Genomic DNA, 15,235 nt, shown 5'->3' with positions numbered 1-15,235 from the left:
CGCAACCCCCTGGCAGCAAGCACGAGTCGCGCCAGACACTGCCCGTTTGCGCCAAGATGTGGTACATTTTGCGGCTATTTTACACATCTGCGATACAAGACGTTATTACGATGACTGACTGTATACCGCGTAATGCGGGATATGTTCCATCACCTTCGCGAGGAATTTCGAACATGGCGCTTGAAGACTCTCATGTGCGCCGGGCCGCCCACCTAGCCCGGATCGCCGTCAGCGATGACCAAGCCAGCAGTTTCGTAGAGGACCTGAGCCGCATCCTGGATATGGTCGACCAGCTGCAGGGCGTCAATACCGACGGCGTCGCCCCCCTGGCCCATCCCCTCGATGCCACCCAGCGCCTGCGCGCCGACGAAGTCACCGAAACCAATCAGCGCGACACTTTCCAGCGCTGCGCCCCAGCGGTTGAAAACGGTCTGTACCTGGTGCCCCGCGTCGTCGAATAGCGCATCACTCAGGGCATAAGCCGCCTTTTCAGCCTTATCTTTTGCTTCGAACGGAGCTCTCAGGTCATGCACGACAAGACACTGACGCAACTCGCCAACGCGCTGGGCAGCGGTGAACTATCCAGCCGCGAGCTCACTGAGCACTACCTGCAACGCATACAACATAGCGGTGCAACACTAAACAGCTTTATTACCGTCACCGCTGATCAAGCGCTGGCACAGGCCGATGCCGCCGACCAGGCGCGCGCCAACGGCAACGCCGGATGGCTGGCCGGTCTACCGCTTGCCCTGAAGGATATCTTTTGCACCCAGGGCGTTAAAACCAGCTGTGGCTCCAGAATGCTGGACAACTTTACAGCGCCTTACGACGCCACCGTGGTAGAAAAGCTCAAGGCGGCGGGCACCGTCAGTCTTGGCAAGACCAATATGGACGAGTTCGCCATGGGCTCCTCCAATGAAAACAGCTACTACGGCCCGGTGAAGAACCCTTGGGACTTGAGCGCCGTGCCAGGAGGCAGCTCTGGCGGCAGCGCGGCCGCGGTGGCCGCAGGCCTGACGCCGGCGGCCCTCGGCACCGATACCGGCGGCTCGATTCGTCAGCCAGCGGCGTTCTGCGGTATTACCGGCCTCAAACCGACCTATGGACGCGTTTCCCGCTACGGCATGATCGCCTACGCCTCCAGCCTTGACCAGGCGGGCCCCATGGCACGCAGCGCCGAAGACTGCGCCCACCTCCTGAACGTCATGGCTGGCCACGACGTGCGCGACTCCACTAGTGTGGCCCGCGGCGTGCCCGACTATGCGGAAACGCTCAATGCGCCGCTTTCAGGACTCAAAATCGGCCTCCCTCAAGAGTACTTCGGTGAAGGCCTCGACCCTGACGTCGAGAAGGCAGTTCGTGAGGCCGTTCGCGTCTATGAGTCGCTGGGCGCCACGGTGCGGGATGTCAGCCTGCCTCACACGCATTACGCCATCCCCGCTTATTACGTTATCGCCCCAGCCGAAGCCTCTTCCAACCTGTCTCGCTTTGATGGCGTGCGTTTCGGCCACCGTTGCGACAACCCCAGCGACTTGATCGATCTTTACAAGCGTTCGCGGGCTGAAGGCTTTGGCGACGAAGTACAGCGCCGCATCCTGATCGGCACCCATACCTTGTCAGAGGGCTTTTTCGACGCCTATTACACCAAGGCGCAGAAAGTTCGCCGCCTGATTCGCCAGGACTTCCTGGATGCCTTTGAAGATGTGGACGTCCTTATGGGGCCTGCCTCGCCGACACCGGCTTTTGATCTAGGCGCCAAGAAGGACCCTGTATCGATGTACCTGCAGGATATCTATACGATTGCCGTCAACCTGGCGGGCATCCCGGGCATAAGCGTTCCCGCCGGCTTCGTGGGCCGCCGGCCCGTCGGCCTGCAGATACTGGGCACCCACTTTGCCGAAGCCCAGTTGTTAAATGTCGCCCACCAGTTCCAGCAAACGACCGATTGGCACTTGCAACGCCCTGATTTTGCCGAGGAGAGCGCCTGATGCAATGGGAAACCGTTATTGGGCTAGAAGTCCACGTTCAACTTGCCACCCACTCGAAGATTTTCTCCGGCGCGTCAACGGCTTTCGGCGCTGAACCGAACAGTCAGGCCTGCGCGGTCGATCTGGGTCTGCCTGGCGTGCTGCCGGTACTCAACGAACAAGCCGTGGCCATGGCGGTGCAGTTTGGCCTGGCCGTGCATGCCGATATCCCTGAAGTATCGGTGTTCGACCGTAAAAATTACTTCTATCCCGATTTGCCGAAGGGTTATCAGACCAGCCAGATGTATCACCCCATCGTGGGGCCCGGTGAGGTAGAGATCGCCCTGGATGATGACACCACCAAGCGGATTCGTATTCACCACGCCCACCTGGAAGAAGACGCAGGGAAATCCCTGCACGAAGATTTCCACGGCATGACGGGCATTGACCTTAACCGCGCTGGCACACCGCTGCTCGAGATCGTCTCCGAGCCGGATATGCGCAGCGCCAAAGAAGCGGCTGCCTACCTCAAGGCGATTCATTCAATTGTCACCTACCTGGGGATTTCCGACGGCAACATGGCGGAAGGCTCGATGCGTTGCGACGTTAACGTTTCGGTGCGCCCCAAGGGACAGGAAGCCTTTGGCACCCGGGCCGAAATCAAGAACGTCAACTCTTTCCGCTTTGTGGAACGCGCCATTGCCTTCGAAGTCGAGCGGCAGATCGAACTGATCGAGGACGGCGGCAAGGTCGTCCAGGAGACCCGCCTGTTCGACCCTGAGCGCGACGAGACACGCAGTATGCGTACCAAGGAAGAAGCCAACGACTATCGCTACTTCCCCTGCCCAGACCTGCTGCCAGTGGTACTCGACCAGGCCTACCTGGACCATCTTCGCAGCCAGCTACCGGAGCTGCCTGCTGAAAAACGCGAGCGCTTTCAGCAGGCACTAGGCCTATCGGCCTACGATGCATCCGTGCTTTCCGCCAGCCGCGAAATGGCAGAATATTTCGAGGCAGTCCACCGCGCCTGTGGCGATGCCAAACAGGCAGCCAACTGGGTGCAGGGTGAGCTGTCCGGCGCGCTCAACCGCGAAAACCTCAGCATCACCAACAGCCCGGTCACTGCCAGCCAACTGGGTGAGCTGGTTCAGCGTGTGCTTGACGACACCATTAACGGCAAAGCCGCCAAACAGGTCTTCCAGGCACTTTGGCACGGCGAAGGCGCCAGCGCCGATGCCATCATTGAGGCGAAAGGGTTAAAGCAGGTCACCGACACCGGCGCTATCGAAGCAATGATTGACCAGGTGATTGCCGACAGCCCCGCTCAGGTGGCCCAGTATCGTGACGCCGAACCCGAGAAACGCGGCAAGATGATTGGCTATTTTGTCGGCCAGGTCATGAAGGCATCCCGCGGCACCGCCAACCCTCAGCAGGTAAACGGCCTGCTAAAAGAGAAGCTTGACGCACTGCTGTAAATATCGCTGTTGGTTGGAAAACGGCCGCTTATGCGGCCGTTTTTAGTCCAACTGGCCGGGATGCAGAAAACGCGTCAACTGCGCGCAGTCTTTTGCCCATACCGGTGCAGTGAACTCGGCAAGCCCGGCGGTGGGAAATCCCACGCCGCGGGCTGAACGACCGTCGACCAGCGTTTCAGCAAGCTCCCCTACCAGCGGCATATGGCTGACCAGAATCAGTCGTTCATCGCTTTGCTCGAGCAGCCAGTCGATGACCGCTTCGGGTGCGTCGTCCGGAGTAATCAGCGGCAGGGTTTCTACCGGCACCGACAGCGCCTCACTCAACCGGGCAGCTGTCTGCTGAGCGCGACGATAGGGACTTGCCAGCAGCCTCGGCGGCGCCCCTGTCTGGGCCGCTATATGCGTGGCCAGCCATGCCCCGACCTTGGCAACTTCCTGCTCGCCGAGCGGCGTCAGCGTTCGCTGTTCATCTGGCCGCCCGGGGCCGGCTTCACCGTGGCGCATTAGCCAGAGTTGCTGGGTGGATGAATCATTCATGCCAATGTCCTGTTTCGCGGTGGGCTTGCTGGACGTCCTCGCGCGGCAAGATGAATTCCACGTCGCTACTTTGCTCGCCCATCATTAACGTACGTGCCATGTCCTCAGCGGGCACACCGTCAAACAGCACATGGTAGAGTCCTTCCGCCAGAGGCATGTAGACGCCGATCTCGGCCGCTTTGGTACACACAAGCCTGACAGTATTGACACCTTCCGCCACCTGGCCAAGCGCATTGATGGCTTCATCCAGCGACCGGCCCTCACCGATGGCGTAGCCGACGCGGTAGTTACGCGACAAGTCTGACGAGCAGGTGACGATTAAATCCCCCACCCCGGCAAGACCCAAAAATGTCATGGGGTTAGCCCCCTGGGCAACAGCGAAACGGCTCATCTCGGCCAATGCCCGGGTCATCAGCATGCTGCGGGTATTCTCACCCATGCCGAGCGCCGCGGCCATGCCCGCGGCAATGGCGTAGATATTTTTCAGCGCCCCACCCAGTTCGACACCGTGTCGATCATTGCTGGCATAGACACGGAAGTAACGGCAACCAAGGGCCTGCTGAACCCGGGTACGAGTCAGGGCATCGGCGCTGGCGATCACCGTGGCAGTGAGCTGTTTATCGGCAATTTCCGAAGCAAGGTTGGGGCCCGCAATTACCCCAATATGGGCAAAGCCGGTTTCCTGTTCGAGCACTTGGCTCATCAATAAAAAGCCGGATTGCTCAATCCCCTTGGTGGTGCTGACCAGAATTTGCTCGGGCCTTAGCCACGGCTTGGCCGCCTGAACAACACTGCGAAAGGCCTGGGACGGAATCGCAATCAGCACCAGCTCAGCGTTGTGCAGCACCGTTTCCAGATCGGTGGACGCCTGTACAGCGGGGTTAATGGCATAATTCGGCAAATAGCGGCCGTTGCGTCGCTCCCGGTTAATCTGTTCCACCAGCGCTTCATCGCGCATCCATTGACGCACCTGCGCGCCATTGTCAGCGGCAATGCTTGCCAGGGCAGTGCCAAAACTACCGCCGCCCAATACGGCGACCTGAATCTGCTGCTCAGCCATGGGAATCCCGGATAGTTGGTAAGCGAAAAACTAGAAGTCCTAATTAACGTCATGAGCGAAGGCCGGACAAGGCGTAATTAGCCAAAAAAGGACCGGGCTCGCGTACGAGTTTACACGTAGTAAATCAGTATTTGGATCGGACTCGCGCACGAAGCTAATTTCAACGCAGTATGGGCAAGCGCAATCGTTAATAAGGGTACGAAAAAACAAACGGCCCACTTGGGATCACTCCCAAGGGGCCGTTATACGCCGTTAAGTGAGCGTTATGCCGCCAGCACCCCATTGAGGCGCTTCACGTAGGCAGCCGGGTCATCCAGATGGCCGCCTTCCGCGATAATCGCCTGATCCAGCAGGATGTGTGCCAGGTCGGCAAACAGTCCATCTTCAGCACTTTCCAGGCGCGCAACCAGTGAATGACTGGGATTCAGCTCCAGAATCGGCTTGACCTCGGGCAACGGCTGCCCGGCGGCTTCCATGATGCGGCGCATCTGATAGCCCATTTCGTGCTCTGGAAGCACTACGCAGGCTGGCGAATCCGTCAGGCGGTGGGTCACTTTGACATCCTGCACACCTTCACCCAGCGCTTCCTTGACGCGCTTGACCAGTGACTCCTTGGCTTTGGCGGTTTCTTCCTGCTCTTTTTTCTCGGCTTCATCTTCCACATCGCCAAGGTCAAGCTCGCCTTTACCCACGTCAGCGAAGGATTTGCCGTCAAATTCGGTGAGATGGCTCATCAGCCACTCATCAATGCGGTCGGACAGCAGCAGTACTTCGATGCCCTTTTTACGGAAGATTTCCAGATGCGGGCTGTGCTTGGCGGCATTAAAGCTGTCGGCCACCACATAGTAGATTTTCTGCTGCCCTTCTTTCATCCGCGCAACGTAGTCGGCCAGCGAATGTTCCTGGGCGGCCGTATCGGTGTGGGTCGAGGCAAAACGCAGTAAGCCAGCGATTTTCTCGCGGTTGGCCGCGTCTTCGCCCGGGCCTTCCTTGAGGACGCTACCGAAGGTGTTCCAGAAGGTCTGATACTGCTCGTCGTCTTTGGAAAGCTTCTTGAGCATATCCAGTGCGCGCTTGGTCAGGGCGCCCTTGATCTTGTCGACTTTGGGGTCCTGCTGCAGCAGCTCGCGGGATACGTTGAGCGACAGGTCGCGAGTATCCAGCACACCTTTGATGAAGCGCAGGTAAAGCGGCAGGAATTGCTCGGCGTCGTCCATGATGAAGACACGCTGAACGTAGAGCTTCACACCACGGGCACCGTCGCGGTCGAACATATCAAACGGTGCACGACCGGGCACAAACAGCAGGCTGGTATATTCCAGCTTGCCTTCCACTTTATTGTGGCTCCAGGTGAGCGGGTCGCTAAAGTCATGGGCGACGTGTTTGTAGAACGCCTTGTACTCGTCATCCGAAATATCGCTCTTGGGGCGCACCCAAAGCGCCGTGGCTTCGTTGACGGTTTCCCAGGTGGTCACTTCGCTGCCTTCGACCGGATTACCCTCATCGTCCTTGGCAGTTTCGGTCTTGGGCATGCGAACCGGTACTTCGATATGGTCCGAGTACTTACGCACCAGGTTTTGCAGACGGAAGTCGTCAGCAAATTCTTTGGCGTCGTCTTTCAGGTGCAGGGTGATTTCGGTGCCGTGCTGCTCAAGATCGATGTCGGCGACGGTGAACTCGCCTTCGCCTTTCGAGCGCCATTCCACACCAGTGCTTACATCTTCGCCGGCCTTACGTGTGCGAACCGTTACATCATCGGCGACAATAAAGCTGGAATAGAAACCCACGCCGAACTGACCGATCAACTTGGCGTCTTTCTGCTGTTCACCTGACAGCTGCTTGAGGAACTCGGACGTACCGCTACGCGCAATGGTGCCCAGGTTGGCAATCACATCATCGCGCGTCATGCCGATACCGTTGTCGCGCAGCGTTACCGTTCCGGCGTCGGCATCGTGCTCGATTTCGACACGTAGCTCGCTGTCGCCTTCGTAGAGCCCATCGTTGTCCAAGGCCGCGTAGCGCAGCTTGTCACAGGCGTCGGCAGCATTGGATATCAGCTCGCGAAGGAAAATTTCCCTGTTAGAGTACAGCGAGTGAATCATCAGATTCAGCAGCTGCTTAACTTCCGTTTGAAAGCCAAGGGTTTCTTCGTGGGTCGTGTTGGACATTCGCTCAGCCCTCGTTGATCTCGGTACGTAAAGCGCCTCGCCAAGTTGGCAAAGGCATAAAAGTCGGTGTGAACGAGATATGGGGCTGAGGGAAAATTTTTCAAGCGGCCGTGTGCGGGGAATCAGTGGATTCCCTCTCGGGATACTTCCAGGCACGATAGCCGGCCAGTTGCTGGTCCATACGATTGAGCAACCAACCAACAATGACCGCATCGTCGACCACGCCAATCAACATGAGAAAATCGGGGATCAAATCAAACGGCAACACCAGATACATCAGCGCCACCGCCATCAACCCGAAAGCCGACCAGGGCACAGGCCGAAAACGGCCCTTGACGACATCACGCGTCATGGGGAAAAACAATGACAGCGCACGCCACATGCGCTTGAATACCCAAGCACGGGATTTCAGTCGACGCAGCCACCACCAGCCGGATAATAGAGCCATCAGTATTGAATCCTCCAAAGCGTTCGGTTGTCGGAGTCTTTTACGTTAGGATAGTTCAGTCCCCCAAGGCCACCCAATGCCGTATCGAGGAAGCATCATGCCCTGCACTGCCCGCGTATTATCCATTGCGTTCATTGCCTGCTTACCAAGCATGTCATGGGCCTTGAGCGACAGTGCAATGCGCGACGCGCTCGATGCTGCACGCAACCAGCAGTGGGACCGCATTGACATGGCGGCCATTGAAGACCATCCGTTAAGCGGCTATGTCACTTATCATCGGTTGCGCAACCAGCTACCGGACCTGCCGCCGGAAACGGTCAACCGCTATATCGATACCCACAGGGACTCACCGCTGAGCGACTGGATGCGTGGACAGGCCATCGATCAATACGGTAAGGCAGGCCAGTATGGCCGTGTACGGGCGGTCAGCAATGGTGAGCCCAACGGCGCCGCCCGGCAATGCCACTACCACACGGCCCATTTTGACATTGCCCCACAACAAGCGGTTGAGGCCGGCCAACGCCTCTGGCTTGTGGGCCAATCCCAACCGAACGCCTGCGATCCGTTGTTTGACCGGTTGAGAGCAAACGGCACCATCGATGGCGAGTTGATTTGGGAACGCCTGATGTTAGCCTGGCAGGCAGATAACCGTCGGCTGGCCGACTACCTGAGCAATCAATTAAGTGAGCGCTGGCAAACCGCCATTGATACCTACGAAGCGGTGGATAGCGACCCGCAGCGCTTACTCAGTGCCCCCACCTGTCTGGGCCCTGAATGCGCGGCTACGGCCGCTTTTTACCAGGCGGCAATGCAACGCCTTACGCTAGACGACACCCCGCGAGCGCTGTCCGTTTGGCGCTCACTGACTGAGCGACTGAGCCTGTTGCCCAGCGATCAACAGCTTATCGAGGAAGAGCTGGCGTATTACGTACTGGTGCGTGAAGTGCCCAATTCGATGGCGTGGGTCGATAGCGTTTTGCCCAATCTGGACAGCGAGCGCGTTCTTGAATTGCGTGTTCGCCGCGCCCTTCAAGCTCATCAATGGGAGTCGGTGCGCCAGTGGATTACCCAAATGCCCAGCGAGCAGAAAGCGGATGCACGGTGGCAATACTGGCTCGCCCGAGCCAGCCAGCAGCTAGGCGATCAGACGGCGGCAGCAACGCATTTCCAGCAAGCTGCTTCACAGCGTAGCTTTTACGGTTTTGCCGCTGCTGAGCGTTTGGGGCAGCCGTTAGCGTTGAACAATGAGCGCTTCTATTTTGACGACGCTTCACGTGAGCGTATCGCGCAACTGCCCATGGTGCAGCGTACCCAGGCATTGATGCGCATCGGCGAAGACGGCCTGGCCAATAGTGAGTGGCTGCATGCCGTTCAGCAGGCATCCACCGAAGAAGCCCGAGCGCTGGCGGACTTTGCCGCCGAGCAGGATTGGCATGCCCGGCTGGTGCAAACCACCATAGCGGCGGGTATGTGGGACGCCCTCGAATGGCGCTTCCCCCAGGCCTACCACGACGACTTCATCCACTGGGGGCGCATTAGCGGCGTGGATCCTTACCTGCTAATGGCGATTACCCGGCGCGAAAGCGCCTACAATCCCGATGCCCTGTCACCTGCCGGTGCCCGCGGGCTGATGCAATTGATGCCTGGCACCGCTGCCCAGGTAAGTCGCCAACTGGGCCTCGATGATCCTGGCCCCTACGGTATACTCGATCCGGAGCTGAATATTCGCCTGGGCAGCACGTACTTACGCGACAAGCTGCAGCGCTACCAGGGCAATCGTTTAGCTGCCGCAGCAGCTTACAACGCGGGCCCTGGACGGGTAGACAGCTGGCTGAGGGATGACAGCATCGAGGCTTTTGACCTCTTTGTGGAGCGCATTCCCTACCGTGAAACGCGCAACTACGTGCAGGCAGTGCTGAGTTATCGTGCCATTTTTGAAAGTCTCGCCAACGGCTCAAGTGACGGAATATCGCTGCTGAGCGACGGCGAAAGGCAGGTACGTTACAGTCGGGCGCTGGTCAATCGCGATTAATCCACGCTCTAGCGTTACACCGGCCGCTGCGAAAACGCCAGCCGGATCCCCAGCATCACCAATACGGTGCCAGTCATCGCGTTGAGCGTTTGCGCAAAACGCGCGCTGGCCAGCCATTTTCCGGCGCTGCCGACCATCAGTACCACACTGATTTGCCAGAGGTTGGCAATCACGAAGTGAACGCCTGCCAACCATAGCGACTTGACCAGCGCTGGATCGCTCGGGGCAATGAACTGCGGCAGAAAAGCCATATAAAATACTACCGTCTTGGGGTTAAGCACATTGGATAAAAACCCTTCTTTCAGCGGTTGCCAGAGTGGAACGGCCGTATCCGTGGTCATCACACCCTTCACCGGCAATGGTTGTCCACGCCGTGCCGCCAGCAGACTGCTAATACCCAGCCAGATCAAATAGCCAGCTCCCACCAGCTTCAAGGCATGAAACGCCCAGGCTGACTGCAGCAGGATCAGCGAAATCCCCATTGCCGAGATGGTGGCATGCACGAACAGGCCGCTGCAGATCGCCATGCTGGTGGCGACCCCGTCACGCAGCCCTCCCCTGGCCGTATTACGGATCACCAGCAACGTATCGACCCCAGGGGTGATCGACAGCAACGTAATGGCAATGACAAATGGCACAAACTGCGCATCAATCAGGCTAAATGGCGTCATAACAAGGCACTCGTTCGATGGAAACGATTCAATCACATTGTGACTGGACGACAGGTTTTTTTGCATCTAGAGTAATTCAGGCGGGTTCGCAATAGCGCCCCGCTTGAACATCAAGCTCGTGAAGGAAATGCATAATGGCAACTGGCACTGTCAAGTGGTTCAACGATACCAAAGGTTACGGCTTCATCTCCCCGGATGACGGTGGTGACGATCTATTTGCTCACTTCTCCGAAATTCAAGCTGAAGGTTTCAAAAGCCTGCAGGATGGTCAGAAAGTCAGCTTTGAGGTAACCCAGGGTAAAAAAGGCCTCCAGGCTTCCAATATACGCGTTGCGTAATTCGCTATCGCGCACAAGGCCCGCATGACGATGCGGGCCTTTTTATTTGCCTAGCGCACAAGCCTCACCAGGGAAGTTATTCTTCCTGCTCTATGGTTTCAGGGCGCTCTTCCTCGATTGATTCAAACTGTTCATTCAATCGCTGCTCAGCCTCTTCAAAACGCCGCTCGGTGTCTTCTATCAGCTCATCTATATCTTTACCGCGCGTACGCTCTCCGTCGCGAGCCGACTCAGGCAGACTGCTTTCAAACTCCCAGCGCTCCTCCATCTCTTCATCGCTGATAGGATCGACAACAGGGGACTGCTTCTCGACTTCCTGAAACTGCTCTTCCAGCCGCTGCTGCGCCTCCTCAAAGCGGCGTTCGGTTTCGGCAATCATATCGTCCACATCCGACCGAGTTGCCTCACCGGGCATTGCGCCGCCTTCCTCAAGCACGTCTTCAGGATCAGCAGCCAAGGTATCCTCGCCGGCCTCGACATCTTCGGTCTGCACGGCGCTGTCTTCCTCCGCCTGTTCGCCTTCAAGGGCCTCAGTTCGATCCAGCTCATCTTCCGCCTGGGATTCAATAGCATCGCTATCTTCCTGGCTGCGGCTGGCACCGGGCTCGTCGACGGCTCCCTCCTCTTCAGTACCTGCTGGAGCATCAGCAGATACAGCGTCTCCGTCATTTGATGATGAAGCAGACTCTTGCTGCTGATCGGCGTTGGACGTTTCGTCGTTATCGCCACAGCCACTGACCACCAACACGACAGCTGCCAGCAAGGGTAGCCAAACGCTTTTAGTCATTTATGTTGTCTCCTCAATGTGTATGTCTCATCGCCTCTGTAAAAGTGGGTCAATGACAGATTATTAATTTCAGGTCTCTATGACCGATGACAGTAGTGGGCATTGATCGGGCAGCACCACATGGATAGCCAACGGCACAACATCAGCGCGAAAGCGTCGATAATGGCGTGCTTCACCATCCAGGGTTAACGGCCACGGAGGATCGTCAGATAGTGTCGATACGCTGAGCGCATCCGCCGATACATAGCGCACGAATTGCCCATGGCTGGGAAAATCCTGCAATTCGCTGACCAGATCCGTCAGTGCCCGCGCTGTGAGAAAATCCTTGACCACGAGGATATCAAGATGACCGTCATCCAATTTCGCCTTTGGGGCCAGCACTTGCCCACCCCCTGACTGGCGACCGTTGCCAATGGCGAGCAGTAAAAGCGACGTCGACTCTTCCTGATCGTCCCAGTGTAGCGTGCCACGGTAGCTATGGTGTCGCCATGCCTTGACGGCCCCCATCAGGGAATAAGCGCCGCCACCCAACATGCGCTTGAGCATTTTGGGAGTGGACGAGGTAATTTCAGCGCCAAAACCTGCCGTCATCATATTAACGTAATAGCTGGTGACCGACTCAGTGTCGCTCTCGGCACATAGTTTAACAACGTCAATCGGGTAATCAGACAGCGTCAACGCCGCAGACAGCGCTTCGGAGGGCTCCAGCGGCAAGCCCACCGAGGTCGCAAAGTCATTTGCGCTACCCAGCGGCACAATTCCCATGACCGGCCGCCGCTCTTTATCCAGACGCATCAGACCGTTCATCACCTCGTTGACGGTACCATCCCCGCCACAGGCAATCACATGAGTCATTCCCATATCGACGGCGACCACGGCAAAATGCCCGGCATCGCCCGCTTCCCAGGTTACCCGAACACTAATCGACATCCCTGCCTTTCTTTGCTCAGCTACCGCTTCACGTAACGCCGCATTACCGGCTGATTTACCATTAACAATGAGTAAAAAACGCTTTTTTGGTGTTGTCACTGAGATTTCCTTTCCTTGTCACTCCATCAATTTGTTACGCCAATGCTTTCTCCACCACCTCATATACGTTACTCGATAGCGGTTCGCGTTGAATGCGCTCAAGCTCAGACCGCATCAAGACCTGTCGTGTTTCATCGAACCGTTGCCAACGGGTTAGCGGGGTAATCAGGCGCGCCGCTATTTCCGGGTTCAGCTGATTCAACTCAATCACGACATCAGCCAGTAGAGCGTAGCCCTGACCATCCAGACGATGGAAATTGACGCGATTTTGGGCAAAAGCGCCAATCAGCGCGCGCACACGGTTGGGGTTCTTCAACGAGAAGGCGGGATGGGCCATCAGGTACTTCACACGGTCGATCACATCCGGCTGGGGGCGCGAGACCTGAATCGTGAACCACTGATCCATGACCAGCGGGTCATGGGCCCACTTTTCACCGAAGGTCTTGAGCGCCGGAGAGGCCAGGTCGTCACGGTCACTATGAACCAGCAGCGTCAATGCATGACGTACATCAGTCATGTTGTGGTTCGCCGCAAACTGCCCTTCGCAGAGCGCCACGCCCTGCTCATCTTCAATCGACATCAGGTAGCTGAGTGCTACATTCTTCAAGCTTCGCTGGGCAATCTGCTCAGGCGTCGGTGCATAAGGCTCACTGGAGCGATTGGCCTCGAAGGTCGCCATGAACTCATCACGCAGCGCCATCGCCAGTGACTGTCGGACAAACTCTCGGGCCGCGTGGATGGCATCGACATCGACAATCGGCTGCTGCTCAGCGATGTACGCTTCCGAAGGTAGCGTGAGCATTTCGGCAAGCACCGCCTTGTCCGCCGGCGCATCGGCCAATAGCGTTCGGAATGCCTCGACGACACGGCTGTCCATTACCTTTTCCACACCATTACGGTGAGCGGCAATCAAGTCATCAAGCGCCAGCATCGCCAGCCGTTGCCCGGCATCCCAGCGGTTAAACCCGTCGCTGTCCTGGGTCAGCAGGAAGGCGAGATCTTCCCGCGAATACGGAAAATGCAGCTTCACTGGCGCGGAGAAGTTACGCAGTAGCGAAGGCACAGGGGCCTCTGCCACGTCGGTAAACACGAAGGTCTGCTCGTCTTCGCGCAGGTGGATGACTGTCTCTTTACCGAGCTTGTTGCCTTCCAGGGTAAGCGCCAGGTCCTGGCCCGACTTGGTACCCACAAGGCCCATGGCAATGGGGATATGCAGCGGCTCTTTATCTACTTGGCCCGGCGTAGCGGGGGTCCGCTGACGCAGCGTCAAATGGTACTCGCCGTGAGCATAGTCGTACTCGCCATGGGCGTCGATTTCGGGTGTTCCCGCCTGGGAATACCAACGCATGAACTGACCTAGGTCAAGTCCCGAGGCCTCTGCCATGCAATCCACAAAGTCTTCGATGGTTACCGCCTGACCGTCAAAGCGCGCAAAGTAATGGTCGGCCCCCTGCCGAAAGGCGTCCCACCCGACCAGGTTGCACAACATGCGAACAATTTCAGCGCCCTTTTCATAAATAGTCAGGGTGTAGAAATTGGTGATCTCAATATAATGATCCGGCCGCACCGGATGGGCCGTCGGTCCAGCATCTTCGGCAAACTGCGCCGTGCGGAAAAACGAAACGTCCTGAATCCGCTTCACTGGGGCAGAGTTGGTCTCGGCGGAGAAACATTGATCACGGAAGACAGTGAAGCCCTCTTTCAGGGAGAGCTGGAACCAGTCGCGGCAGGTGACTCGATTACCCGACCAATTATGGAAATACTCGTGGGCAACAATGCCCTCAACCGTCTGGAAAGCACCGTCGGTCGCTGTATCCGGATGGGCTAATACCGCCGCCGAATTAAAGATATTGAGACCTTTATTTTCCATGGCCCCCATATTGAAGTCATTCACCGCCACGATCATGAACAGGTCCAGGTCGTATTCACGACCGTAGGCTTGCTCATCCCAGGCCATGGCCCGTTTCAGCGACCCCATGGCATGCTCGGTTTTGGCCAGATTTTCTTGCTCAACCCAAAGCTGCAGGATCACTTCGCGCCCGGACCGGGTGGTAAAACGGTCTTCAACGCTATGCAAATCGCCGGCGACCAGGGCAAACAGGTAACAGGGCTTGGGGTGCGGATCCTCCCAGATAGCAAAGTGGCGACCGTTTTCAAGATCGCCTTGTTCAACCGGATTGCCGTTGGCTAGCAGAACGGGCTCTCGCTCGCGATCCCCGATGACGGTCACTTTAAAGGTCGACATTACATCCGGACGATCGGGATAAAAGGTGATACGTCGAAATCCTTCCGCCTCACACTGGGTACAGAACATGCCGTTGGACTGGTAAAGACCTTCCAACGCGGTGTTGTCCTTGGGCGAGAGTTGTACTTCACTTTCCAGGGTAAAGCGCGCAGGCACCTGTTCAATACGAAGCCCCTCATCGCTTACCTGATAATCATTACCCGACAGTGGGTTGCCATCAATCAGCAAGGCGTCAAGGGTCAGTTGCTCACCGTCAAGCTTGAGTGGTTCATCAGCACTGGCCGTTGCCTGTCGCTCGATGTGCAGGCGCGCTTTGACTCGAGTCGCGGCGGGGTCAAGATCAAACGTCAGCTCGGTATGGGTCACCCGGTAGGCGGGAGGCTGGTAATCGCTTAAATAAACCGGCTGCGGATCAGACATGATGAGAAACTCCTTATAGTCATTGCTGTTATTGGCGGCGTAAAGAGGTTACCAGGGC

Annotated in this window: 13 protein-coding genes; 5 read left to right on the top strand and 8 right to left on the bottom strand. The window is 57.3% G+C overall.

All coding sequences use genetic code 11. The features are described from left to right. The first annotated feature begins 173 nt into the window (after window positions 1-173). The 3 genes from gatC to gatB all read left to right on the top strand — a co-directional run bounded on the left by gatC (window position 174) and on the right by gatB (window position 3,442). Window positions 174-461: an Asp-tRNA(Asn)/Glu-tRNA(Gln) amidotransferase subunit GatC gene (gene gatC / locus R3F64_RS00555; protein ID WP_199285467.1), complete on the top strand. Its 288-nt coding sequence runs from the start codon at window positions 174-176 to the stop codon at window positions 459-461. A gap of 66 nt (window positions 462-527) precedes the next feature. Continuing rightward, a complete protein-coding gene (gatA, locus tag R3F64_RS00550; protein WP_085917969.1) occupies window positions 528-1,988 on the top strand; it encodes an Asp-tRNA(Asn)/Glu-tRNA(Gln) amidotransferase subunit GatA in 1,461 nt (486 codons plus the stop codon). Continuing rightward, window positions 1,988-3,442, top strand: a complete 1,455-nt coding sequence (gatB, locus tag R3F64_RS00545; RefSeq protein ID WP_085917968.1) for an Asp-tRNA(Asn)/Glu-tRNA(Gln) amidotransferase subunit GatB — start codon at window positions 1,988-1,990, stop codon at window positions 3,440-3,442. Before gatA ends, gatB begins: the two co-directional genes overlap by 1 nt. Before the next feature lie 42 nt (window positions 3,443-3,484). Here gatB and sixA read toward each other — a convergent pair whose 3' ends face one another. From sixA to R3F64_RS00525, 4 genes are all read right to left on the bottom strand, one after another. After that, window positions 3,485-3,979: a phosphohistidine phosphatase SixA gene (sixA, locus tag R3F64_RS00540; protein ID WP_332609147.1), complete on the bottom strand. Its 495-nt coding sequence runs from the start codon at window positions 3,977-3,979 to the stop codon at window positions 3,485-3,487. Then, window positions 3,972-5,039 carry an NAD(P)H-dependent glycerol-3-phosphate dehydrogenase gene (locus R3F64_RS00535; protein ID WP_085917966.1) on the bottom strand — a complete coding sequence of 356 codons (1,068 nt, stop codon included), beginning with the start codon at window positions 5,037-5,039 and terminating at the stop codon, window positions 3,972-3,974. The genes sixA and R3F64_RS00535 overlap by 8 nt, the downstream gene beginning before the upstream one ends. Window positions 5,040-5,302: 263 nt before the next feature. Continuing rightward, on the bottom strand, window positions 5,303-7,207 hold the full coding sequence (gene htpG / locus R3F64_RS00530) for a molecular chaperone HtpG (protein WP_085917965.1): 1,905 nt from the start codon (window positions 7,205-7,207) through the stop codon (window positions 5,303-5,305). A 100-nt stretch (window positions 7,208-7,307) separates the two neighbouring features. After that, window positions 7,308-7,655: a YkvA family protein gene (locus R3F64_RS00525; RefSeq protein WP_085917964.1), complete on the bottom strand. Its 348-nt coding sequence runs from the start codon at window positions 7,653-7,655 to the stop codon at window positions 7,308-7,310. A gap of 97 nt (window positions 7,656-7,752) precedes the next feature. Here R3F64_RS00525 and R3F64_RS00520 point away from each other — a divergent pair, with 97 nt between their 5' ends. Further along, on the top strand, window positions 7,753-9,687 hold the full coding sequence (locus tag R3F64_RS00520) for a transglycosylase SLT domain-containing protein (protein WP_199283479.1): 1,935 nt from the start codon (window positions 7,753-7,755) through the stop codon (window positions 9,685-9,687). A gap of 14 nt (window positions 9,688-9,701) precedes the next feature. Here R3F64_RS00520 and R3F64_RS00515 read toward each other — a convergent pair whose 3' ends face one another. Further along, on the bottom strand, window positions 9,702-10,358 hold the full coding sequence (locus tag R3F64_RS00515) for a LysE family translocator (RefSeq protein WP_332609144.1): 657 nt from the start codon (window positions 10,356-10,358) through the stop codon (window positions 9,702-9,704). A gap of 134 nt (window positions 10,359-10,492) precedes the next feature. Between R3F64_RS00515 and R3F64_RS00510 the strand changes: the two genes are divergently transcribed. Continuing rightward, complete coding sequence (locus tag R3F64_RS00510; protein ID WP_066321172.1) at window positions 10,493-10,696, top strand: cold-shock protein; 204 nt, start codon at window positions 10,493-10,495, stop codon at window positions 10,694-10,696. A 76-nt stretch (window positions 10,697-10,772) separates the two neighbouring features. On the opposite strand, the gene R3F64_RS00505 is transcribed toward R3F64_RS00510, so the two are convergent. The 3 genes from R3F64_RS00505 to pepN all read right to left on the bottom strand — a co-directional run bounded on the left by R3F64_RS00505 (window position 10,773) and on the right by pepN (window position 15,177). Continuing rightward, window positions 10,773-11,483, bottom strand: a complete 711-nt coding sequence (locus R3F64_RS00505) for a hypothetical protein (protein ID WP_264823299.1) — start codon at window positions 11,481-11,483, stop codon at window positions 10,773-10,775. Window positions 11,484-11,552: 69 nt separating this feature from the next. After that, window positions 11,553-12,512 (bottom strand): lipid kinase YegS, encoded by a 960-nt coding sequence (yegS, locus tag R3F64_RS00500; protein WP_085917960.1) that lies wholly within the window; start codon window positions 12,510-12,512, stop codon window positions 11,553-11,555. A gap of 34 nt (window positions 12,513-12,546) precedes the next feature. Continuing rightward, window positions 12,547-15,177, bottom strand: coding sequence for an aminopeptidase N (gene pepN, locus R3F64_RS00495; RefSeq protein ID WP_332609138.1), 2,631 nt, complete (start codon window positions 15,175-15,177; stop codon window positions 12,547-12,549). Window positions 15,178-15,235: the final 58 nt, after the last annotated feature.

It is taken from the genome of Halomonas sp. 5021, assembly GCF_036663435.1.
Taxonomy (GTDB): Bacteria; Pseudomonadota; Gammaproteobacteria; order Pseudomonadales; family Halomonadaceae; genus Vreelandella; species Vreelandella janggokensis.
Note: the sequence above shows the minus strand (reverse complement) of the source record. Positions and strands in the feature narration are given on the sequence as shown.

Bases quoted from the DNA above. Each gene is read 5' to 3' on its own strand.
- sixA (WP_332609147.1), bottom strand. From the start codon at position 3,979: ATGAATGATTCATCCACCCAGCAACTCTGGCTAATGCGCCACGGTGAA.
- R3F64_RS00505 (WP_264823299.1), bottom strand. From the start codon at position 11,483: ATGACTAAAAGCGTTTGGCTACCCTTGCTGGCAGCTGTCGTGTTGGTG.
- pepN (WP_332609138.1), bottom strand. From the start codon at position 15,177: ATGTCTGATCCGCAGCCGGTTTATTTAAGCGATTACCAGCCTCCCGCC.
- R3F64_RS00510 (WP_066321172.1), top strand. From the start codon at position 10,493: ATGGCAACTGGCACTGTCAAGTGGTTCAACGATACCAAAGGTTACGGC.
- gatA (WP_085917969.1), top strand. From the start codon at position 528: ATGCACGACAAGACACTGACGCAACTCGCCAACGCGCTGGGCAGCGGT.
- htpG (WP_085917965.1), bottom strand. From the start codon at position 7,207: ATGTCCAACACGACCCACGAAGAAACCCTTGGCTTTCAAACGGAAGTT.
- R3F64_RS00515 (WP_332609144.1), bottom strand. From the start codon at position 10,358: ATGACGCCATTTAGCCTGATTGATGCGCAGTTTGTGCCATTTGTCATT.
- R3F64_RS00520 (WP_199283479.1), top strand. From the start codon at position 7,753: ATGCCCTGCACTGCCCGCGTATTATCCATTGCGTTCATTGCCTGCTTA.
- gatB (WP_085917968.1), top strand. From the start codon at position 1,988: ATGCAATGGGAAACCGTTATTGGGCTAGAAGTCCACGTTCAACTTGCC.
- gatC (WP_199285467.1), top strand. From the start codon at position 174: ATGGCGCTTGAAGACTCTCATGTGCGCCGGGCCGCCCACCTAGCCCGG.
- R3F64_RS00525 (WP_085917964.1), bottom strand. From the start codon at position 7,655: ATGGCTCTATTATCCGGCTGGTGGTGGCTGCGTCGACTGAAATCCCGT.
- R3F64_RS00535 (WP_085917966.1), bottom strand. From the start codon at position 5,039: ATGGCTGAGCAGCAGATTCAGGTCGCCGTATTGGGCGGCGGTAGTTTT.